At 71.4% G+C, this 21022-nt stretch carries 17 protein-coding genes; 9 read left to right on the top strand and 8 right to left on the bottom strand.

The genetic code is table 11. The features are described from left to right. Window positions 1-27: 27 nt before the first annotated feature. Together AB0D57_RS21385 and AB0D57_RS21380 are read right to left on the bottom strand one after the other, a co-directional pair. Window positions 28-507, bottom strand: a complete 480-nt coding sequence (locus tag AB0D57_RS21385; RefSeq protein ID WP_362074960.1) for an SRPBCC family protein — start codon at window positions 505-507, stop codon at window positions 28-30. Window positions 508-615: 108 nt separating this feature from the next. Further along, the gene (locus tag AB0D57_RS21380; RefSeq protein WP_362074957.1) at window positions 616-1446 is read right to left on the bottom strand and encodes a DeoR/GlpR family DNA-binding transcription regulator; all 831 of its coding nucleotides are present in this window, start codon (window positions 1444-1446) and stop codon (window positions 616-618) included. Between the two features lie 392 nt (window positions 1447-1838). Here AB0D57_RS21380 and AB0D57_RS21375 point away from each other — a divergent pair, with 392 nt between their 5' ends. Next, window positions 1839-4106, top strand: a complete 2268-nt coding sequence (locus AB0D57_RS21375) for a hypothetical protein (RefSeq protein ID WP_362075024.1) — start codon at window positions 1839-1841, stop codon at window positions 4104-4106. On the opposite strand, the gene AB0D57_RS21370 is transcribed toward AB0D57_RS21375, so the two are convergent. The 4 genes from AB0D57_RS21370 to AB0D57_RS21355 all read right to left on the bottom strand — a co-directional run bounded on the left by AB0D57_RS21370 (window position 4076) and on the right by AB0D57_RS21355 (window position 8814). After that, the gene (locus AB0D57_RS21370; protein WP_362074954.1) at window positions 4076-6511 is read right to left on the bottom strand and encodes a right-handed parallel beta-helix repeat-containing protein; all 2436 of its coding nucleotides are present in this window, start codon (window positions 6509-6511) and stop codon (window positions 4076-4078) included. The two genes, AB0D57_RS21375 and AB0D57_RS21370, sit on opposite strands and share 31 nt — an antisense overlap. 158 nt (window positions 6512-6669) lie before the next feature. Further along, window positions 6670-7275 carry a hypothetical protein gene (locus tag AB0D57_RS21365; RefSeq protein ID WP_362074951.1) on the bottom strand — a complete coding sequence of 202 codons (606 nt, stop codon included), beginning with the start codon at window positions 7273-7275 and terminating at the stop codon, window positions 6670-6672. Window positions 7276-7504: 229 nt separating this feature from the next. Then, window positions 7505-8329, bottom strand: a complete 825-nt coding sequence (locus tag AB0D57_RS21360) for an MOSC N-terminal beta barrel domain-containing protein (RefSeq protein WP_362074948.1) — start codon at window positions 8327-8329, stop codon at window positions 7505-7507. A 44-nt stretch (window positions 8330-8373) separates the two neighbouring features. Then, on the bottom strand, window positions 8374-8814 hold the full coding sequence (locus AB0D57_RS21355; protein ID WP_362074945.1) for a DUF6643 family protein: 441 nt from the start codon (window positions 8812-8814) through the stop codon (window positions 8374-8376). Between the two features lie 298 nt (window positions 8815-9112). On the opposite strand from AB0D57_RS21355, the gene AB0D57_RS21350 reads away from it, so the two are divergent. Then, window positions 9113-10306: a TerD family protein gene (locus AB0D57_RS21350; RefSeq protein WP_362075021.1), complete on the top strand. Its 1194-nt coding sequence runs from the start codon at window positions 9113-9115 to the stop codon at window positions 10304-10306. A gap of 4 nt (window positions 10307-10310) precedes the next feature. On the opposite strand, the gene AB0D57_RS21345 is transcribed toward AB0D57_RS21350, so the two are convergent. After that, on the bottom strand, window positions 10311-11486 hold the full coding sequence (locus AB0D57_RS21345) for a glycosyltransferase (RefSeq protein ID WP_362074942.1): 1176 nt from the start codon (window positions 11484-11486) through the stop codon (window positions 10311-10313). Between the two features lie 58 nt (window positions 11487-11544). On the opposite strand from AB0D57_RS21345, the gene AB0D57_RS21340 reads away from it, so the two are divergent. Next, window positions 11545-12330 (top strand): aspartate/glutamate racemase family protein, encoded by a 786-nt coding sequence (locus AB0D57_RS21340; protein ID WP_362074939.1) that lies wholly within the window; start codon window positions 11545-11547, stop codon window positions 12328-12330. A gap of 106 nt (window positions 12331-12436) precedes the next feature. Continuing rightward, on the top strand, window positions 12437-12985 hold the full coding sequence (locus AB0D57_RS21335) for a hypothetical protein (protein WP_362074936.1): 549 nt from the start codon (window positions 12437-12439) through the stop codon (window positions 12983-12985). A gap of 415 nt (window positions 12986-13400) precedes the next feature. Here the strand turns inward: AB0D57_RS21335 and AB0D57_RS21330 are convergent, their stop codons facing one another. After that, window positions 13401-14474: an O-antigen ligase family protein gene (locus AB0D57_RS21330; RefSeq protein ID WP_362075018.1), complete on the bottom strand. Its 1074-nt coding sequence runs from the start codon at window positions 14472-14474 to the stop codon at window positions 13401-13403. 270 nt (window positions 14475-14744) lie between these two features. On the opposite strand from AB0D57_RS21330, the gene lnt reads away from it, so the two are divergent. The 5 genes from lnt (at window position 14745) to AB0D57_RS21305 (ending at window position 21020) form a co-directional block, all read left to right on the top strand. Next, a complete protein-coding gene (lnt, locus tag AB0D57_RS21325) occupies window positions 14745-16358 on the top strand; it encodes an apolipoprotein N-acyltransferase (protein WP_362074933.1) in 1614 nt (537 codons plus the stop codon). Window positions 16359-16414: 56 nt separating this feature from the next. Continuing rightward, window positions 16415-16888, top strand: coding sequence for an NUDIX domain-containing protein (locus tag AB0D57_RS21320; protein ID WP_362074930.1), 474 nt, complete (start codon window positions 16415-16417; stop codon window positions 16886-16888). A gap of 144 nt (window positions 16889-17032) precedes the next feature. Further along, complete coding sequence (locus tag AB0D57_RS21315) at window positions 17033-18067, top strand: zinc-dependent alcohol dehydrogenase family protein (protein WP_362074927.1); 1035 nt, start codon at window positions 17033-17035, stop codon at window positions 18065-18067. A gap of 166 nt (window positions 18068-18233) precedes the next feature. Next, window positions 18234-19631 (top strand): MFS transporter, encoded by a 1398-nt coding sequence (locus AB0D57_RS21310; RefSeq protein WP_362074924.1) that lies wholly within the window; start codon window positions 18234-18236, stop codon window positions 19629-19631. 357 nt (window positions 19632-19988) lie between these two features. After that, window positions 19989-21020 (top strand): hypothetical protein, encoded by a 1032-nt coding sequence (locus AB0D57_RS21305; RefSeq protein WP_362074921.1) that lies wholly within the window; start codon window positions 19989-19991, stop codon window positions 21018-21020. Window positions 21021-21022: the final 2 nt, after the last annotated feature.

Raw genomic sequence — 21022 nt, 5'->3', positions numbered from 1 at the left:
TTGTCCATGCGCACGTGGACGGTGACGTCACGCGTGCGTCGACGCCAGCCGTCGGTCCAGTGCCCGGACCGCGTCGCGGAAGGCGCGTCCCAGGCCCGCCCGGCCCAGTTTCAGGGCCAGTCGGAAAGGGGCTGAGCCGTCCGCCGCGAAGGTCCACTGGATCCGGGTGCCTTTCCCGGCCGGCGTCAGCCGCCACTCCTCGACCAGGGCACGGACTCCGGGCGCGTTCGTGACGTCCACCCGGTACGCGTACACCTCGGCAGCCTGCGCCGCGAGGACCGTCTCCTGGAAACGCGTGCCGCCCCTGAGCCGGACCTCGCGCCCGCTGCCGTCCCCGCTCGGCCGGGCGAGTGTCACCGCCGGGAACCACGAGGCCCAGCCGGGTACATCCTCGGCCAGCGCCCGGAAGACCGCCTCGGGTGGAGCGGTCACCTCGCGGGCGAACACCAGACGTACAGGAGCGGTCTCGGCGAAGTCGAGTCCCACCGGGCGCAGACGGTGTGCCATGGGCGAACCCCCTTGTGGTGACGGAGCCCCGGGCGGAAGCCGACGAGGACCGGAACGCGCCCGCGACGCGGGTGCCGCACGGGCAGCGTCACCATAGCTGGCGGACCGTCAGATGTCTGTATCGTCCCCGGGTTCACCGGCCACCACCAGGCGCCTCAGGTGTTCGGAGATCTCCGCGCGGGCCGCGGCCGGCAGCCCGGCGTCGGTGACCAGGGTGTCGACCTGCTCCAGTGCGGCGAACGAACTCAGGCCCACCGTGCCCCACTTGGTGTGGTCGGCGACCACGACGACCCGCCGCGCGGACTGCACCAGTCGCCGGTTGGTCTCGGCCTCCGCCAGGTTCGGCGTCGACAGACCCGCCTCGACCGATATTCCGTGCACTCCCAGGAACAGCACGTCGAAGTGGAGCGATTCGATGGCCTGGTCGGCCACGGGGCCGACCAGGGAGTCGGACGGGGTGCGCACTCCGCCCGTCAGGACGACCGTGGCCGCGCCCTGCCGCTGACCGGAGACACGCTGCGCCGTGTGGAAGACGTCGGCCACGCGCACCGAGTTGGTGACCACGGTCAGGTCCGGCACGTCCACGAGCCGATGGGCCAGTGCGTATGTCGTCGTACCGCCCGAGAGCGCGATCGCCGTGCCCGGTGCGACCAGTTCGGCGGCGGCGCGCGCGATGTCCTCCTTGGCGGTCAGCTCCAGCCCCGACTTGGCCTCGAAGCCCGGCTCGTGCGTGCTCGCCTCCACCACCGGCACCGCGCCGCCGTGCACCTTCTCCACCATGCCCTGACGGGCGAGGGCGTCGAGGTCACGACGGACCGTCATGTCGGAGACACCGAGTTTGCGGGTCAGCTCGTTCACCCGGACGCCACCCCGGCGCCGCACCTCGTCGAGGATCAGTGCGCGGCGCTGCTCCGCGAGGAGGTTCTGATTCTCACTCACGTCCGCTCCGGTCCTTTCGCCCCACGCCACCCGACACTCCGTCCGCACCCGCTCCCACGTGGACATTCTCCTTGTCCGAGGTCTGGAGGAGGCCCCATCCTCGCACGGGCCGCCGACACTCGCGCCACTCCCCGTACGCACACCGAGCCCCAACCGTTGCGTCACTGTCACGCGTATCGGGGAGATTCCGTGACCACAGGTGTGCGGGCACCCCTGAGCGGAGATCCTTGTGCCTGCACAGGAGACAGGCGATACGCGCGGCACGGGGGAAGTGCAAAACAGTGGAACATGCCTCGGCGGGAGATCTCAGCGGCCCCGCGCAGCGGCCCGAAGCGGCCGATACCGCCCTCGAACTCCTGGTCCATGGAGTCGGCGGCACCACACCCGAGGAGATGCTGGACGATCCGCGGACGGTCCGGATCAGCGGCGACGACACGGCAGCCGTCCACCGGCGCCTCGACGACGCCGATGCGGAGCGGCGCCCCGAGGACTACCGGGGCAAACCGGTGCCCGAGGCCTACGTGTGGTGCAATCTCACGTCCGGCAACGGCACCCGTGCCCTGTGGTTGTTGCTGCTGCCCTTCATGGTCGTCAACCTCGCCCACTGGATGCGCCCCGCCACCCGCGGCCGGCAGCGGACGGTGCGCCTGTACGGCCTGCTCGTGCGCCTGACCGGGCTCACCCTGACGGTGCTGCTGGTCGCGGCCGCCTGCGAGGTCGCCCTCGACCTGGCCGCCTGGCAGTGCGCGGGCACGCGCGCGTGCGGGGAGGAACACTCCTGGCTGGGCTTCCTCTCGCCGGACATGTCCGGCAACGGCTGGTGGAGTCAGCCCGGCCGCAGGCTGGCCCTGGCCAGCCTGGTGCCCGCGGGGCTCACGGGCCTGCTGTGGTACCTGTCGCACCGCACCTGGAGCGCGTACGAGTCCCAGCGGCCGCTGTCCCGCGGGGCTGAGCCCGACGAGGAGGCCGGCCGCACCGGGCTCGGCAGGCCCGGCTTCTGGTACGGGCGCCGCCTGGTGGCCCGGCTGCGCGCCGCGCACACCGCCGCGGCTCTGCTGACGGTCACCGCGGCGGTCGGCGGCCCGGCGGCCCGGTACGACCGCGAGGCCGCGGACTCGGCAGTGCTCGACAGTCTCGGCCTGCTCCTGAACGCAACCCTCGTCGTGGGCGTGGCCGTTGTGCTGTGGGTGGTCTGCCGCCGCGGGCGCAGCGAGCGCCGGCTGGACCGGGAACTGGATGCGGCCCTGGTGGGACGGCTGCCCACGAGCTCGCTCGTCCTGCTGGTCCTGACCCTGGCGTACGCGGGATGGTCGCGGCCCGGCTGGCAATCGGAGGGGCGGCTGCCCGGCGACATGACCTTCGGCGGGCTCGCCCTGGTCCAGGGTGTGCTTGTCATCGCGCTCGGCGTGGTGGCGCGCGTGCTCTACCGCACCCGTCCCGAATCGCGTACCGCCATGCGCGGTCTGGGCGGACCCGCCGTGGCGATGCTGGCCTGCGCACTTGGCGGAGTGATGTCCGGCGGGGTGGCCCAGCGCGTCGCCGACTGGCTCGACGGCACCCGCGGCTCGCTGCCGGGCCCGCCTGTCCTGCTGACCTGGCAGGCGTCCGTGATTCCGCCGACACTCATCGTGCTCCTCGGCCTCTGCGGCGTGCTGGCCCGGCGCACCTGGCAGCTGCGGAGCCGGGAGGTGGGGTCGGTGGAACGCGACTACGAGTTCGACGACGAACTCGACTACAAGGGAGAGCCCAAGGACCCCGCCCGCACCCGCCGCATCGCGAGCACGCGCGCGATGGCCACCCTCACCGACCGGGCGCCTCTCATGCTCGGGATCACCTCGTCCGTGACCCTGCTTCTCGGCACCGCGGCCCTGGTGGGCGCCCTGACGACGGGGGACACTCCGGCCGAGGCCGCGCGAGGGTCGTACGTCGTCGTCCAAGGCACCGCCGAAACCGCGCAGGCGCTCGGGTCCTGGCTGATCGGCCTCGGCTTCATCCTGCTCGTCACCTGGGGACGCCGCGCCTACAAGGACCCCGCGGCCCGCCGGACCATCGGCATCCTCTGGGACGTCGGCACCTTCTGGCCGCGCGCCGCCCACCCCTTCGCGCCGCCCTGCTATGCCGAGCGCGCCGTGCCCGACCTGACCTGGCGCATGGTCACCTGGACCCGTGCCACCGGTGGGCGGCTCGTGCTCTCCGGCCACTCCCAGGGCAGTGTGCTGGCGGCCGCCGCGGCCTGGCAGTTGCCGACGTCGGTACGCAAGCGGGTCGCGCTGCTCACCTACGGCTCACCGCTGGAACGGCTCTACGGACGCTGGTTCCCGGCCCACTTCGGCCCGGTCGCCCTCACCTCCCTGCACCGCGAGGTCGACTGCTGGCGCAACCTGTTCCGCCTCACCGACCCCATCGGCGGCCCCGTACGGCTGCCCGGCGACTGCGGTCCCCAGGTCGACCGTGAACCCCTGAAGGATCCGCTGGCCCATGGACGCACGGAACAGCACCCGCTGCCCGCGCCGATCCTCGGACACTCCGACTACCAGGCGGACCCGGCGTTCGCAGAGGAGCGCGGACGGTTGCTGGCGCGGCTGGCACCGGAGGTCCCGGCCCCGCGTGCACAGGACGACGGTGCCCCTCAGGGCAGCTCCGGCAGATCCTCCGGGTAGAGGAGGGTGAGGTCGTCCGTGCTCGGCTCGTCGAGCTGGGCGACCCGCCCCGCGTGCCGCTCGACCATCGCCTCGAAGGTCTGCCGCGCGGTGCGGCCGTTGCCGAACGCCGGCCCCTTGGGGATGGCCGTGAAGTACTTCAGCAGCGCCTCGGACGCGCCGGGTGCCAGGCTGTACTCGTGCTCCTCGGCCTGCTGCTCCACGATCCGCAGCAGTTCCTCGGGGAGGTAGTCGCTGAAGGTGATGGTCCGTGAGAAGCGGGACGCCACACCGGGGTTGACCGTGAGGAATCGCTCCATCTCGGCCGTGTAGCCCGCGACGATCACAACGACCGCCTCCCGGTGGTCCTCCATCAGCTTCACGAGGGTGTCGATGGCCTCGCGGCCGAAGTCGCGGCCCGAGTCCTCCGGCGACAGCGCGTACGCCTCGTCGATGAACAGCACACCGCCGCGGGCCCGGTCGAACGCCTCCTGGGTGCGGATGGCTGTGGACCCGATGTGCTCGCCGACCAGATCCACCCGGGACACCTCGACGAGATGGCCCTTCTCCAGGACGCCGAGCGAGGCGAGGATCTCGCCGTACAGCCGGGCGACCGTCGTCTTGCCGGTGCCGGGAGACCCCGTGAAGACCAGATGGCGCCGGGCGGACGCCGCCTTGAGCCCTGCCTGCTGCCTGCGGCGGCCCACCTCGATCATGTCGGTGAGGGCTCGCACCTCGCGCTTGACGCTCTCCAGGCCCACCAGCGCGTCGAGTTCACCGAGGACGGCCTTCGACGGGCGGGCCGGCTCTACGGGTTCGGGGGCGGTGACGAGCGGCTCCTGCTCGGTGCTGCGCTGACCGGGGACCGCGCCCAGCAGGCTCGGGGAGGGGCTCGACGTCTGTACGGCCGTTTCGTGCGCCGGGGGCCGCAGGCCGGTGCTCTCGTCGCTCGTGCAGTCCTCGACGACGGGACCTTGCCCCGCGCCGGGCGCACTGCCGCCGTCGGCGAACTCGTAACCCCCGCGCGAGCATCGCTCCGTACGGCACTTCTTCAGCGTCGCCCGGCAGCCGTCGATGACATGGAAGCCGTAGCCCCCGCTGCCCGTCACCCGGCAGTGGTGGAAGGTGCCGCGGCCACCCGCCGAGACGTAGAAACCCGCCTCCGCGGGCGAGTCGACCGTGCAGCGCTCGATGGTGGGGTCGGCGCCCTTGGTGACGATCACGCCGGTCTGTGTGCCGTCCACGGTGCAGCCGGACAGCGTTCCACCGCTGCCGTGGTCGCGGAACCAGGCGCCGGTCGCGGCGTCCCGGATGCGGCAGTCGTCGAGCTGCGCGGTCGCGCCGTCGCTCACCGAGACGGCCGTGTTCCGCACCTGGGAGAGGTCGCTGTCGACGACGTCCACGCGTGAACCGCGGTCGAGGACGAAGAGGGCGTCCGGCACGTCGTGCACCCGGCAGGACTCCAGCACCGCGGTCGCGCCGTCGCTGACCCAGACCGCGGGGTAGTCGCCCGTGCTGTCGAAGATCTCGCACTGGTTGGCGTCCACGCGGGTGCCCGGGTCCCAGACCGACAGGCCGTTGCGCCCGAACTGCCGCACGCTCGTGCGGGTCAGGGTGAGGACCGAGCGGGAGCGCAGGTCGACCGCGTTCTCCGGGATGTCGTGGATGCGGCAGTCGGCGAGCGTGAGCACGGCGTCCGTGTCCAGCGTGACGCCGTCCGCGGTCGTACGGTGCACATCGCAGTCGGTGAGATGAGCCGTGGCTCGCGCGGTGATCTGCACCCCGGAGCCCTTGATCTCGTACACCTCGCAGCCGACCGCTTCCAGCGACGAGTTCTCGCCCATCGCGGACAGGCCCGCGCCGGAGGCGTGGTGCACCCGGCAGCGCTCCAGGCGGGGATGGCCGCCGCCGCGGACCGCGACGCCCGACTGCCCGGCCGCGACGACTTCGCACTCCTCGAACACACCGCCGGCGCCGTCCAGTACGGCGATGCCGACGCCGGCCGGATTGTCAACTGTGCAGCGGCGCGCGGTCGGGCGCGCGCCGCCGCGCACCTCGATCCCGGCCGCGGACCGCGTGACGATGCGTAGGTCCAGCAACTCTGGCGTGCCGTCCTCGACGAGCAGTGCGGGCGCGGCCGAGTCCTGGCCCTCCACATGGAGGTCCTGGACCACGGCGGAGGCGCGCAGGGTCAACGGCACTCCGTCCACCGGCGCGATGCGCACGGAGCCGGGGGAGCCCTCGGGGCCGCGCAGCGTCACCGCGCGCTGGACCACGAGGTTTTCCCGGTAGGTGCCGGGAGCGACGGTGAGCACATCGCCGTCGCTCGCCGCCTCCAGGGCGGCGGCCAGCGATGCGTACTCACCCGTGCGGCGCCGCCACCGCGAGGTGCCGGTGTGCGTCACCTGGACCGTGCCCTGTGCCATGGCGCTGTTGTGCCCCCACCTCGTCGTACGCGGGTCCTGCGAGGCCGTCGTGAAAGCCCGTCGGGATCACGGACAGCCTCTCACGACGGTGCCGAACAGTTCGGCCGGTCCACCGTAGCGTGCGTGGGGACGGCCGGTTGACCGGAGCCGGAAGGCGGTCAGCTGCCGGTGCCGGTCCTGCCCCAGTCCGGGCCTGCCTTGTCCCATGCCTGATCCCAACGGGCGTACCGGCGACGGACCATGCGCCAGACGATCAGACGCCGACTGCCTTCCAGGAGCCCCGCGGTCATCAGGGTCGCGCCGAACCCCGCCAGCACGGCGTGCGTCGTCGCGGTGGCCGGGTCCAGCGGGCGGGCGACTATCGTGCCGTGCTGATCGGTCCAGAGGGCGAAGTGGTCGCCGGGGCGCGGGGACTTGAGGGCCGCCATCACCTTGCCGTGATGCGCGGAGCCGTCCGGTGCGGTCCAGTCGGCGAGCACGCGGGTGTGCGGGCTCCGCGCCGACGAGGCCTCGGGATCGGGGTCCAGCGGTGCCTGGCCCACCTTCTTGACCACGGTGGCCGTCACCTCGTGACGGGCCTGGCGCTGGTCCCGGACGGACTGCTGGAGTGCGTCCTCGGCCACCGCTCCGGTGACGACGCCGATCAGGGGCGCGACGACAAGGATCAGCAGGACGGCCAGCAGGGCCAGCCAGGCCTCGACCAGATCGGTCGTGCGACGCAGCGGATTGTGCCGCCAGCGCCAGAGTCCGCCGATAGCGCGCACTGTCCCGCACCCCCTTCCGCGTCCGTGATAACCCCCGGCGGAGCCGTTCACGCGCGAGCCCGGGGAAGAGAGAGCGAAATCACCTTGCCCAAGGGCCTTTCATGAACTTCTCACACAGTCTCAACGACCGTGCCAGGGGCCCGGGTTCCCCGCGGGCGGGCCCATTCGCGCAACGGGATCACACGGACCGCAGGGCCCTGATCCCGCGGGCTTTCCGAGATCCCGCGGGCTATCCGAGGACCGTGACCGGATCGCCGATCCGCACCGTGCCGGGGGACTGCGGAACCAGGTTCTGCCCGAAGACCAGCTTGGAACCGAAGCGGCGGTGGCGGCCGAGGGTGTGCAGGGGCTCCTTGCCGCGCTCGGCGGTGCCCTGGTCGGTGGTGGTCACGACACAGCGGCCGCACATCTTGGCGACCCGGAAGGAGACCTCGCCGATGGCGATCCGGGTCCAGTCGTCCTCGGCCCAGGCAGCCGTGCCCGCCACCACCACGTTCGGCCGGAAGCGGTTCATCGGGAGGGGACCCTCATGCGCGCGATCACCCTGAGCGATCCAGGAGTTGAGCGCGTCCAGCGAGGCGAGCGTGGTGAGCAGCAGCGGATAGCCGTCGGCGAAGCTGACGGTCTCGCCCGGGCGCGCATAGGAGGGGTTCACGGGTCTGCGGGTGGCGGGATCGTCCATGTGGACGAGGCGCACCTGGGCCCCCAGATAGTCGCTGCACCAGGCGTGTGCGGTGCCGCCGGCGAGGATGCCTTCCACCTTGTCACCGAAGACGTCGAGCGTCGTGGTGCCGATCGGCTCCGGCACGGGCACGGTCACCGGCTCACGGCCGGGAGCGGACAGACGTACACCGCCGCCGGGCAACAGCTCGGCGACGGCCAGTGCCAGGCGTGCTTGCTGGCGCTGGGTGACGACCTTTCCCCCGTCGTCGATCAGTACCCAGCGTCGGTCTCCGGCCAGCCCCCAGGGCTCCACGACGGCTTCCCGGGGCGACTGGCCCCGGAACGCCTTGACCGGATGGACATGAATCGAGTGCAGCTCCGCGTTCCCCATGACGCCATCGTGCCAGCAGACACCGACAAACCGGTGCGAACGCCTCAGTAGCCGCGGTACTGCTGGCCGTTGTACGGCTCCTGGTAGGGAGCCGGGGTGGGGCGGGGAGCCGCGGGGCGCATCGCCTCGTAGCCCGTGCCGGCCGCCATCGGGCGCTGCGGCTGCTGCTGGCCACCCGGGAAGCCGCGCGGGCCGGCGGTCTGCTGCGGGATGTAGGGCGCGGGCGCCTGCTGCAGCGGTGCGGGCTGCTGGGCCTGCGGGTAGCCGTACGAGGGCGCCTGTTGGGAGGGTCCGGCAGGCAGGGCGGGAAGCGCCGACGGGAGTGCGGGCAGATAGCTGCTACTCGTGTCGTAGGCGGCGGGAACGCGGATCGGGGCGATCTGGGGAGTGCCCCGCTCGGCGACGAGGGAATCGTAGATCGGGGTGTCCGGGAAGGACGGCGCGGAGTAGTAACCGCCGCCATAGGTGGAGCGGGGGGAGGTCATGGCACATAAGTTAAGCCCACGATGTGCTGGTTGGGGAGACCGATAAGAGGGTTGTTTTCCGTGTCGGCAGTGACGCGGGATCCCCAATGCGAGCGAACTCGGCAAAAAAGGGCGTCAAGCCGCGTTCGGATCGTGTAAAGGCCGAGTTCCCAGGGGGTTACCGGCGGTTGACGAGCGATCTTCCGGGGTCGGCCATGGGAGTCCGTCGCCAGGGGGAATAGCTTTGTCAAGAACGGGATCGAGGGACGACCCGCGGCACGGTCTGACGCGGTGACACATGATGGGGGCAGACATGTCAATGCCGAAAGGTTCGAATGTGCCGGTGCCGACGGGCGGGCTGCGCGTCGAAATGGGCTGGCGTTCGGGACGTGGAGTGCCCGACGCGGATGCCTCGGCGCTGTTGCTGGTGTCCGGGAGGGTGCGTTCCGACAGCGACTTCGTCTTCTACAACCAGCCGGCGCACGCCTCCGGCGCCGTGCGGCACGAGGGCAAGCGGGACGCGGGCGGCCAGGTGACCGACACACTGCTCGTCGACCTCGCGCGCGTGGAGCCCGCGATCGAGACCGTGGTGCTGGCCGCGTCCGCGGACGGCGGCACCTTCGGGCAGGTGCCCGGTCTGTACATCCGGGTGCTCGACGCGCGGCAGGGCACCGAGGTCGCGCGCTTCGACAGCGGGGACGCGACCGTCGAGACCGCCTTCGTGCTGGGCGAGTTCTACCGTCGCCAGGGTGCCTGGAAGTTCCGCGCCGTCGGACAGGGGTACAGCAGCGGGCTGGAAGGGCTCGCGACGGACTACGGAATCACCGTGGACGAGCCGCAACACACGACACCGCCCACGCCTCCTCCGGCGCCGGTACGCCTCTCCAAGGTCACCCTCACCAAGGAGGCCCCCTCGGTCTCGCTTGCCAAGCAGGGCGGCACGTCGGGTGCCATGAGGGTCAACCTCAACTGGCAGACGCGCAAGCAGTTCTCGGGGTGGGGCAGCAAGCGGGGCCGGGCCGGCGCGACGCACGCGGATCTCGACCTCGACCTCTGCGCCCTGTACGAGCTGTCCGACGGCCGCAAGGGAGTCGTCCAGGCGCTCGGCAACGCCTTCGGGGCGCTGCACCAGCCCCCGTACATCCACCTCGACGGGGACGACCGCACCGGATCCGTGGCGAGCGGCGAGAACCTCGCCATCAACCTCGACCACAAGCAGAGCTTCCGGCGCATCCTCATCTTCGTGACCATCTACGAAGGGGCGCGCTCGTTCGCCGACCTGCACGCCACGGTCACCCTCCAGCCGCGCGACGGCGCACCGGTCGACTTCTCGCTCGACGAGTGCACGGTGCCCTCGACCGTCTGCGCCCTCGCGCTCATCACCAGCAACGGCGGCGACCTGATCGTCCAGCGAGAGGCCCGGTATCTGATCCCCGAGCGCGGCGTGAGCCCGCAGCGCACCGTCGACCACGCCTACGGATGGGGCATGAACTGGACCCCCGGCAGGAAGTGAGCGGTCACCGCTCGTCGAGGGCGGGGTTCGGGCGCGCGTAGGTGCGGCCCTTCCAGGCCGAGCCACGTCCCCTGTAGTGCTGCACCGCGGAATCGACCGTCATGAGGAGGTACATGAACGCGGTGACCGGCAGCAACGGAGCGAGCCACGGCGGCTGCCGGTAGTAGCGCAGCATCGGCAGATACGTCGCCGTCATCAGCAGCCACGCGAGCCCCCCGGCCGCCGCGGCCCCCGCACTCCCCGTGGCGAGGCCCGCGAAGAGCGCGACCGGCGGCACCAGATAGACCACGGCGAGGCCGAGGACCGTACCGAGGAGCAGCAGGGGATTGTGCCGCAGTTGGGCGTACGCGCTGCGCGAGACCATGCGCCACAGGTCGTGCAGCCGCGGATAGGGGCGCACGCTGTCGACTCGTTCGGCCAGCCCCAGCCAGATATGGCCCCCGTTGCCTTTGACCGCCCTCGCGAGCGCCACGTCGTCGATGACGGCATGCCGGATGGCGTCCGGGATCCGCGACCGCTCGACGGCGTCCGTGCGCAGCAGCACGCAGCCGCCCGCCGCGGCCGCCGTGCGTGAGCCCCATACGGCGATCCGGCGGAAGGGATAGAGCTGCGCGAAGAAGTAGACGAAGGCGGGCACGACGAGCCGCTCCCACACGCTCTCCACGCGCAGCCGTGCCATCTGGGAGACGAGGTCGAAGCCACCGGTGCGCGCCGCGGCCACCAGCTCCCGCAGGCTGTCCGGAGCATGGGCGATGTCCGCGTCCGTCAGCAGCAGATATTCGGGTCCACGCGCGCGTGCCAGGCCGATTCCGTGGCGTACGGCCCAGAGCTTGCCGGTCCAGCCCTCGGGCGGCTCCCCGGGCGAGTCCACGGTGAGCGGCAGCCCGCCGTGCCTGCGAGCGAGCTCACGGGCCAGTTCCCCGGTGCCGTCCGAACTGCCGTCGTCGACGAGGAAGACCTCGGCCCGCCCCGGATAGTCCTGCGCGAGGAGCGAAGGCAGACTCTCGGGCAGCACGGCGGCCTCGTCCCGCGCCGGTACGACGACACCTACGGACGGCCAGTCGTCCGGCTCCCGGCGCGACGGCAGTCGCACATCCGTACGCCAGAAAAAGCCCTGGCCGAGCAGTAGCCACAGCCAGGCGGCCAGTGATCCCACGGCGGTCCACACGACGGCACTCACGCTCCGTAGTCTGCCCCACACCGGTGGCCCGTCGCGGCGGATCGTCTAAGGTGACCGGGTGAAGATCGCGCTCATGGACTCCGGAATCGGGCTGCTCGCGGCGGCTGTCGCGGTGCGTCGGCTGCGTCCCGACGCAGATCTCGTCCTCTCCTCGGCCCCCGACAGCATGCCCTGGGGACCCCGCACGCCCGAGGACGTGACCGAGCGTGCCCTCGCCGTCGCCGAGGCGGCCGCGGAGCACCGGCCCGACGCGCTGATCGTCGCCTGCAACACCGCCTCCGTGCGCGCCCTGCCCGCGCTGCGCGCCCGCCTGGAGCCGGAGGTGCCCGTCATCGGCACGGTCCCGGCGATCAAGCCGGCCGCGGCCGGTGGCGGACCCGTCGCGATCTGGGCCACGCCCGCCACCACCGGCAGCCCCTACCAGCGGGGACTCATCCGCGAGTTCGCGGACGGCGTGGCCGTCACCGAGGTGGCCTGCCCCGGGCTCGCCGACGCCGTGGAGCACGCGGACCAGACTGCCATCGACGCCGCGATCGCCGCGGCCGCCGCCCGCACCCCGCACGATGTAAGGGCCGTCGTCCTGGGCTGCACCCATTACGAGCTGCTCGCCGACCGCATCCGCGAGGCCGTGCAGCAGCCAGGCCTCCCGCCGCTCGTCCTGCACGGCTCCGCCGGGGCGGTCGCAGCCCAGGCGCTGCGCAGGATCGGCGAATCCCCGAACATGGAGGCTCCTGCCGAGGGCTCCCTCACGGTGCTCCTCAGTGGTCACGAGGGCGCGCTGCCCGAGACCGCACTGGCGTACGAGGAAGGTCGCTTCCTACGGGCGGTCAGCCCCGTGCGCTGACCATCGGTGACCGACCGAACGCCTTCCGTGCGCGCACCCGCCACCCGGAGCAGTTACGTTCCGCAAGCTGGTGCCCGCCCTGCGGAACGTGAGTAGTCTCTTAGGTATGAGGGACCACCCCCAGAGCGAAGACGCCTCGCACCCCGATGTCTGGACCGGGAGTGCGACCAATCGGGTCCAGTGGCTGCCGGCGCTCGGTGGGGCGGCCTGCATCGCACTCGGCATCGTGCTGGCCGTCGACTCCGAGTGGACGTGGGGCGTCGCCGCGCTCGCCATGTCCGTCGTCGGTTGCATCGCGGCAGGGCTGCTCATCCTTTTCGGCACGCTCGCCTTCGTGCACGTAGCCGTGAAGGTCGACGAGGACTCCCTCGAGGTGCGCTGCGGCCATATCGGTCTGCCGCGCCGCCGTATTCCGCTCTCGCATGTAGTCGGCGCCGACTTCGCGCCCCGCGTCACCCCGTGGCAGTGGGGCGGCTGGGGCTACCGCTGGCGTCCCGAGAAGGGCACCGCCGTCATCGTCCGGCGCGGCGAGGGCGTGGTGCTCCAGCTCGGCGACGGCCACACGTTCACGTTCACGGTGGACAACGCGGAGGCGGCGGTCCGGATCATCCGCGACCGACTGCGGCCGACCGGTCCTCCCGGCGCCGCGGTCTGACCTAGGGCGTGTTTCGAAAGTCCCGCCTGCCCCGCGGCGTCTGGCACGCACGCTCGCGGCGTTACCGAAACGCCCGAATAGCTCCGCTATAGGGCGCTCCGGCGCCTTGCGATCGCACGCACCAGACGCCGCGGGGCGCGCCCTTCGGGCGGACGGGACTTTCGAAACACGCCCCTAGGGCCTGTCCGGCGGATCAAGCCGGAGACGCGGGGTCTGGCACGCCGATCTGCGGTGTTGTCGTCGGTTGCCGACTCCCTCAAGTTCTCGGCTTCGCTCGAACAGGGGGACCTCCATCGCGTCGACGCCCTCCTCCGTCTTGCAGCTCGACGCACCAGACCCCGCTCACCTGCGCTGACAAGGCGCCGCCGCTTCCCTCCGACCTGATCCGCCGGACAGGCCCTAGGGGCCGCGGGCTTCACGCCTCCGGCCGGTCGCTCCAGGGACGCTCGTCCGTGTCCAGGACATCCGCCGCCTCCTCATCCGCCCAGGGCTGCGCCGTCGCGAGCCCGGCGAGCAGACCCGCGCCCGCCGTCACCGTGGTGAAGCTCAGCGCGTTGCCCACCGACGCGATGGTGGACAGTGCCGTCAGGGCGGCGCCCGCCGTGAGCGCGATCGGCGTGGGACAGGGCGAACACCACAGCGCGTACAGGACCCAGCAGAAGACCGCGGCGAGCAGGGCCACGCCGACCACACCCTGCTCGGCAGCCTGCTGCAACGGAGCGGAGTGGGGCTTTGTGCCGGGCAGCAGCGACTGCGTGACCGTCGGACTCAGCTCCCCGTAGCGCCCGGGCCCCGCGCCCAGTGCCGGACTCTGCCGGGCCAGGTGGAGCGCGTCGTGCCAGAGCAGCACCCGGTGCTGGGTGAGCAGCCCCTCCAGGGAGGCGGTCAGGCCGCGGGGGAGCGCGTTCCCGGCGATCGCCCAGGTCGCCCCGGTCACCAGGGCCGCGCCGAGCGCGAGGCCCGCGAGTCCCAGCGCGCGGCGGCGCAGGCGCTCGGCGGCGAGCGAGCACAGCACTACCCCGGCGCCGGCGGCGCATCCCGTGGCCGAGCCGAGGGCCGCGGCGGTCACCACGATTGCGACAGCCGACAATCGCAGTGCCAGACGCAGCATCGGCGGGCGTGCCGCCCAGGCCGCGCAGCACACCGCCCCGTTCGACAGGGCCAGCAGCGCGGCCGTGGCCCCGGTGTTCCCGAGCGACGCCGTGGTCGGCGGGCCAGGGGCGGTGTGCGCGGCGGCGAGCGCGAGGCCGAGGCCGGCGAGAGCGCCGGCGCAGGGGGCGGCGACCGGCAGGACCGCTCCCAGGATCCGGCCCGAGGCATAGCCGGCGGCGACCGCGAGCACCGCAAGAAGGACGCCCTCGGGCCGCCCGCCCTGGGCGGCCGCCGTGATCAAGGACCAGACCGCGCAGGCCCCGAGCACGATCACACCCGCCGCGTCCGAAACGTTTCGTCTCTCGCCCGCGGCCGCTGAACCGGCCGCGGACACCATCCCCGTGGACCCCACCCCGTCGCCCCCCGACCTGTGACGGGCCCCGACCGTCGCGGTCGCATCCGGCCGCACGGCTAAGGCTCGGGCACACCGTAACGGCTGATGCGCCGGTTTGTGGATGAGTTGCGCAGGAACGATACGGCGCAGCGGTAGCCCGAGGACTGCCCCGCCCCCGTGGCACGGAGCGCCCTGCCTGTCGGGGCCTGCTGTCGGGGTTCACGGTGCGGACCGCGCTGTCGGCGCCCAGGTCACGCGCCGTACACTCCCGGAGTGACCGCCACCGCAACCTCCGTAGACGAGCCGGAACAGCTCGAACCCCAGGCCGCGCCCCCATCGCGTGGGGTCCGACTGGCGCGGCGATACGCTCCGGCCGCCGCCTCGGCGCTCTCCGGGGTGCTGCTCTACGTCAGCTTTCCGCCGCGCACCCTGTGGTGGCTGGCCCTGCCGGCCTTCGCGGTCTTCGGCTGGACCCTGCGCGGCCGCACCTGGAAGGCGGGCCTCGGCCTCGGCTATCTGTTCGGCCTCGGCTTCCTGCTGCCGCTGCTCGTGTGGACGGGTGTCGAGGTCGGCCCCGGCCCGTGGCTGGCGCTGGTCGCCGTGGAAGCGGTGTACGTCGCGCTCGTCGGCGCCGGCATCACCCTCGTCTCCCGGCTGCCCGCCTGGCCGGTGTGGGCGGCGGCGATATGGACAGCGGGCGAGGCGGCACGCGCGCGTGCGCCCTTCGGTGGCTTCCCCTGGGGAAAGATCGCCTTCGGCCAGGCGGACGGGGTCTTCCTTCCGTTGGCCGCGCTGGGGGGCACCCCGGTGCTCGGCTTCGCGGTCGTGCTCTGCGGCTTCGGGTTGTACGAGATCGTGCGCCAGGCAGTCGACGGCCGACGTACCGGAGTCGTACGGCGCGGAGCTGCCTCGGTGGCGCTGCTCAGCATGGCCGTCCCCGTCGTGGGAGCGCTCGCCGCGCGTTCGCTGGTGAGTGACAAGGCCGAGGACGGGACGGCGACCGTCGCTCTCATCCAGGGCAATGTGCCGCGCGCAGGGCTCGAGTTCAACGCCCAGCGGCGCGCCGTGCTCGACTACCACGTGCGCGAGACCGAGCGGCTGGCCGCCGAGGTCGAGGCGGGCAAGGTCGCGCAGCCCGACTTCGTGCTGTGGCCGGAGAACTCCTCCGACATCGACCCGTTCGCCAACGCCGACGCGCGCGCTGTGATCGACGGCGCGGCCAAGGCGATCGGGGCGCCCATCTCGGTCGGTGGCGTCGTCGAGCGGGGCGGCAAGCTCTACAACGAGCAGATTCTGTGGGACCCGGACAAGGGGCCTTTGGACACGTACGACAAGCGACAGGTCCAGCCGTTCGGCGAGTACCTTCCGCTGCGCTCCCTGCTCGGAGCCATCAACAAGGACTGGACGACCATGGTGCGCCAGGACTTCAGCCGTGGCACCGAGCCGGGCGTGTTCACCATGGCGGGCACCCAGGTCGGTCTCGCCACCTGCTACGAGGCCGCCTTCGACTGGGCCGTGCGCGACACCGTCACCGACGGCGCGCAGATCATCTCGGTGCCGAGCAACAACGCGACGTTCGACCGCAGCGAGATGACCTACCAGCAGCTCGCGATGTCCCGCATCCGCGCCGTGGAGCACAGCCGCACGGTCACCGTGCCGGTGACGAGCGGTGTCAGCGCCGTGATCATGCCGGACGGGAAGATCACCCAGAAGACCGGGATGTTCGTGGCGGACTCGCTGGTCCAGAAGGTGCCGCTGCGCTCCTCCGAGACCCCCGCCACGCGCCTCGGGATCCTGCCCGAGATGCTCCTGGTGCTGGTCGCGGCGGGCGGGCTCGGCTGGGCGGTGGCGACGGCGGTCCGCGCACGTCGGGGCAGCGGCGCCTAGGACGGCGTTGCCCCGACCTCAACGGAGCGACGCCCTCGTGCCGTTAGGGTCGGACCATGGCTACTCCTGACTTCATCCGCACCATCCGGGCCTCTGCCGGCCACCAGCTGCTCTGGCTCCCCGGAGTCGCCGCCGTCGTCTTCGACGACGAGGGCAGAGTGCTGCTGGGCCGGCGCTCCGACACCCGCAAGTGGGCGCTCATCGGGGGCATCCCGGACCCGGGAGAACAGCCCGCGGCCTGTGCCGTACGGGAGGTCTTCGAGGAGACGGCGGTGCGATGCGTCGTCGAGCGTGTCGTACTCGTCCAGGCCCTGGACCCGATCACGTACGAGAACGGCGACACCTGCCAATACATGGACATCACGTTCCGGTGCCGGGCCGTCGGCGGCGAGGCGCGCGTCAACGACGACGAGTCGCTGGAGGTCGGCTGGTTCGCGGTGGACGCCCTGCCGGAGCTGCACGAGGCCGGGCTGTTCCGGATCAAGCAGGCACAGTCGGACGCACCCACCTGGTTCGACCCTGCGACCTGAGGGCGAACCGCGTGGGAGTGCGAGCGGTGACGTCGGGGCCGATAATTTTTGAATGGCCAGGAATGCCCCTTTTTTTGGGGGTGAGGGCTCCCTGGATTCCCCGTCATTCCGGACTGGACTCGGCGACCTGATCGGACAGATCCCATGCGAGCAACTCTGATTTACGGTGCCGGTGACGTGCGGGTCGAGGACGTGCCGGATCCGCAGATCCAGCAGCCCACGGACGCCGTCGTGCGGGTGCTGCGCTCCTGTATCTGCGGCAGCGACCTGTGGCCTTACGGGGCGCGGCCGGCCACGGAGAACGGTGAACGCATCGGCCATGAGTTTCTCGGCGTGGTGGAGGACATCGGCTCGGAGGTGTCCGGGCTGAAGTCCGGTGACCTGGTGGTCGCGCCCTTCGTGTGGGCGGACAACACCTGCGACTTCTGCGCCGAGGGTCTGCACACCTCATGCCGGCACGGAGGCTTCTGGGGCGCGGACGATGTGGACGGCGGTCAGGGCGAGGCGGTGCGGGTGCCGCAGGCGCAGGGCACGCTGGTGAAGCTGCCGGTCGGCGAGGACTCCGCGCTGCTGCCGTCGTTGCTGACCCTGTCGGACGTGTTCTGCACCGGGCACCACTGTGCGGTGACGGCGGGGGTCGATCCGCGTACGACGGTGACGGTGGTCGGCGATGGTGCGGTCGGGCTGTCGGCGGTGCTGTCCGCCAGGCGGCTGGGCGCGGAGCGGATCATCCTGATGGGCCGGCACCAGGGCCGTACCGCCCTGGGCCGCGACTTCGGCGCGACCGACGTCGTCGCCGAGCGCGGCGAGGAGGGCGTCGAGCGGGTTCGGGAACTGACCGGCGGTGACGGTACGCACACCGTGCTGGAGTGTGTCGGCACGTTGCCGGCGCTGGAGACGTCGTTCGGGGTGGTACGGGACGGCGGCGCGGTCAGCCGGGTCGGCGCCCCGCAGTATCCGCAGGGTCCGATCGGGTTCGAGGTGTTCATGCGCAACATCACGCTCACCGGCGGGGTGGCGCCCGCCCGCGCCTACATCGAAGAGCTGCTGCCCGACGTCCTCGACGGCAGCATCGAGCCGGGCCGGGTCTTCGACCGCACGGTCGGCCTGGACGAGGTGCCGGACGGCTACCGGGCGATGGCCGACCGCGAGGCGCTGAAGGTGCTCATCCAGCCCTGAGCAGGGTCCGCACCGGTCAGGACCTCCGGTCTCGCGAGGCCGGGGCCCGCGCGACAGACGGGTGGGGGTCGTGTCGCTCCCCGGAACACCCCGTCTGCCGGAGTTCCAGCGCGGACAGCAGGCTGGCAGCTCGGTGAAGGTCCCTCTCCTCGCGCGGGAGCTCCCCATGCCCGTCCCTCCCACGCCTGCCGGACAACCGCTCGGCGAGGTCTCGGGCCCCAGCACCTCCGGCGCCCGTGCGGCGTTGGCGGCGGCCGTACTCGGCTTCTTCGTCATCACCCTCGACGCCCTGGTCGTGAACGTCGCACTGCCATCGATCAGCGACGACCTCGGCGGTGGCATCACCGGCCTGCAGTGGGTGATGGACGGCTACACGCTGATGTTCGCCGCCCTGCTGCTGTCCTCGGGCGCGCTCTCCGACCGGATCGGCGCACGTCGGGCGTACGGGGCCGGGTTCGCGCTGTTCATCGCCGCCTCGGTGGCCTGCGGCCTTGCGCCCACCCTGGGTGTGCTGGTCGGGGCGCGGCTGGTGCAGGGCGTGGGGGCGGCGGTGATGCTTCCGGCGTCCATGGCCCTGATCCGCGAGGCCTACCAGGACCCGGCCAAGCGAGCCCGCGCCATCGCGATCTGGGCGATGGGCGCCGCGGTCGCCTCCGCCGCCGGACCGGTGGTGGGCGGTTTCCTGACCGAACTGAGTTGGCGGGCGATCTTCTTCGTCAACCTGCCGGTAGGCGTTCTGGTGCTGCTGCTGTTCACCCACATCGCGCGCTCGCCGCGCCAGAACACGCCGTTCGACTGGATCGGGCAGATCGCCGCGGTGGTGGCCATGGGCGGGCTGACGTACGGGGTGATCGAGGCCGGCGCCGACGGCTTCGGAGAGCCGCGGGTGCTGGTCGCGCTGGTGGCGGCCGTGGTCGCCCTGGTCGTGTTCGTGGTGGCGCAGGCACGCGGGAAGCACCCGATGGTGCCGTTGGACATGTTCCGTTCTCGGAACGTCGTGATCCCGCTGCTCGGCGGTTTCGCCTTCACCGTCGGCTTCTACGGCCTGGTCTTCGTCTTCAGCCTGTACTTCCAGGAGCTGCGCGGTCTGTCGTCGCTGGCAGCGGGCCTCGCGTTCCTGCCGATGACCATCGTGACCGCGTTCATGAACCTGCTGGCCGCCCGGGCCGCCGAGAAGTTCGGCGCACGGGTGCCGATCGCCTTCGGGCTCTTCTTCATGGCGGTGGGCCTGACGGTGCTGTGCGTGGTCCCCGGGTCGACGGCGACTTGGGTGATGGCGCTGCTGATGGTCCCTGTCGGCATCGGTGGCGCGCTGGCCGTGCCGGCGCTGACGGCGGTGCTGCTGGACAACGTCGCGGCCAACCGAGCCGGCACGGCGAGCGGCGTGCTCAACACGTGCCGCCAGCTCGGCGGTGCCCTGGCCGTGGCGGTCTTCGGCCACCTCGTCGCGAGCCAGGCGACCTTTGTGCACGGCATGCGCGTCAGCCTGATGATTGCCGCGGTGCTGCTGTTCGTGATTGCGGCGGCCGCCCTGACGCTGAAGAAGCCCACCCCGCGAAAGTGACCGCAATACCCGCACACGCAGAAGAAGACGGCGGGGGGCGAATGTGAGTGCGGCCGAAGGGCGACGTACGTGCAGTCGTGTTGCGACCGATCGGGTTATGCCTGAGGCGCGGCGCCGGCCGGGCTGTGACGGCTGGGCCATGGCGAAATGCCAGCTCAGAGCGCTCTGATCCGCTGCGGGGAAGCGAGTGGGGGTTGGATGACGGCGCGCGCGGGAGTGGTCCGGTTGAGCGGCTCGAGTGGTGCGCGGGGCGGGACGGGCTGACGGTAAATCATGTCGAGGCCGGGTTCTCACGAGCTGACAAGGAGTCAGCGGCCTGGCTGCGGCGGAAGGACTCCAGGAATGCGCTCTGCCCGCATGCTTCTCGCTACTGCGACGGCTACGGCCGCTCTCGCGATCGCCGCACCCGGCGTCTATGCCGTCACCGCGAGTGACTGGGACAAGGACGACGACTCTTCCTACAGCAAGGAGAAGGACGACTCCTCCGGCAAGGACTCCGGCAAGGATTCCGACAAGGACTCCGACAAGGACTCCGGTTACGGCAAGGACAAGGACGACGACGAGGACAAGGACGACGACGGGGACAAGGACAACGGCTACGGCAAGGACAAGGACGACGACGGCTACGGCAAGGACAAGGACTACGGCAAGGACAAGCCGAACGGTGGCGTGCACACCGGTGGTGGTGCCCTCACCGTGCTGAACGAGGACGACTGGAGCAAGGACAAGGACAAGGACGACGACGACTCGGACAAGAAGTACGACTCGGACTCGTCCAAGGACAAGGACAACGGTTACGGCAAGGACAAGGACGACGACGAGGACAAGGACGACGACGAGGACAAGGACGACGACGAGGACAAGGACGACGACGAGGACAAGGACGACGACGGGGACAAGGACAACGGCTACGGCAAGGACAAGGACGACGACGGCTACGGCAAGGACAAGGACTACGGCAAGGACAAGCCGAACGGTGGCGTGCACACCGGTGGTGGTGCCCTCACCGCGCTGAACGAGGACGACTGGAGCAAGGACAAGGACAAGGACGAGGACAAGGACTCGGACTGGAGCAAGGACAAGGACGAGGACAAGGACTCGGACTACGGCAAGGACGAGGACAAGGACTCGGACTGGAGCAAGGACGAGGACAAGGACTCGGACTCGGACTCGGACTACGGCAAGGACGAGGACAAGGACTCGGACTACGGCAAGGACAAGGACGAGGACTCGGACTACGGCAAGGACAAGCCCAGCGGCGGCGTGCACACCGGTGGCGGTGGGCTCGCCAACCCGGCGGTCACGGCCGGCGGCCTGGCCGCCCTGGCAGTCGCCGCCACGGGCTTCTACGCGGTGCGCCGCAAGAACTCGGTCAACGGCGCGTCCTGACC

It is taken from the genome of Streptomyces sp. NPDC048275, from assembly GCF_040652275.1.
GTDB lineage: Bacteria > Actinomycetota > Actinomycetes > Streptomycetales > Streptomycetaceae > Streptomyces.
The sequence above is the reverse complement of the archived record's forward strand: the minus strand, read 5'-3'. Positions and strand labels throughout refer to the sequence as shown.

Coding starts and splice junctions, on each gene's coding strand:
- AB0D57_RS21310 (WP_362074924.1), top strand. CDS start 18,234: ATGCCCGTCCCTCCCACGCCTGCCGGACAACCGCTCGGCGAGGTCTCG.
- AB0D57_RS21315 (WP_362074927.1), top strand. CDS start 17,033: ATGCGAGCAACTCTGATTTACGGTGCCGGTGACGTGCGGGTCGAGGAC.
- AB0D57_RS21330 (WP_362075018.1), bottom strand. CDS start 14,474: ATGGTGTCCGCGGCCGGTTCAGCGGCCGCGGGCGAGAGACGAAACGTT.
- AB0D57_RS21350 (WP_362075021.1), top strand. CDS start 9,113: ATGCCGAAAGGTTCGAATGTGCCGGTGCCGACGGGCGGGCTGCGCGTC.
- AB0D57_RS21370 (WP_362074954.1), bottom strand. CDS start 6,511: ATGGCACAGGGCACGGTCCAGGTGACGCACACCGGCACCTCGCGGTGG.
- AB0D57_RS21360 (WP_362074948.1), bottom strand. CDS start 8,329: ATGGGGAACGCGGAGCTGCACTCGATTCATGTCCATCCGGTCAAGGCG.
- AB0D57_RS21355 (WP_362074945.1), bottom strand. CDS start 8,814: ATGACCTCCCCCCGCTCCACCTATGGCGGCGGTTACTACTCCGCGCCG.
- AB0D57_RS21305 (WP_362074921.1), top strand. CDS start 19,989: ATGCTTCTCGCTACTGCGACGGCTACGGCCGCTCTCGCGATCGCCGCA.
- AB0D57_RS21335 (WP_362074936.1), top strand. CDS start 12,437: ATGAGGGACCACCCCCAGAGCGAAGACGCCTCGCACCCCGATGTCTGG.
- AB0D57_RS21375 (WP_362075024.1), top strand. CDS start 1,839: ATGCTGGACGATCCGCGGACGGTCCGGATCAGCGGCGACGACACGGCA.
- AB0D57_RS21320 (WP_362074930.1), top strand. CDS start 16,415: ATGGCTACTCCTGACTTCATCCGCACCATCCGGGCCTCTGCCGGCCAC.
- AB0D57_RS21385 (WP_362074960.1), bottom strand. CDS start 507: ATGGCACACCGTCTGCGCCCGGTGGGACTCGACTTCGCCGAGACCGCT.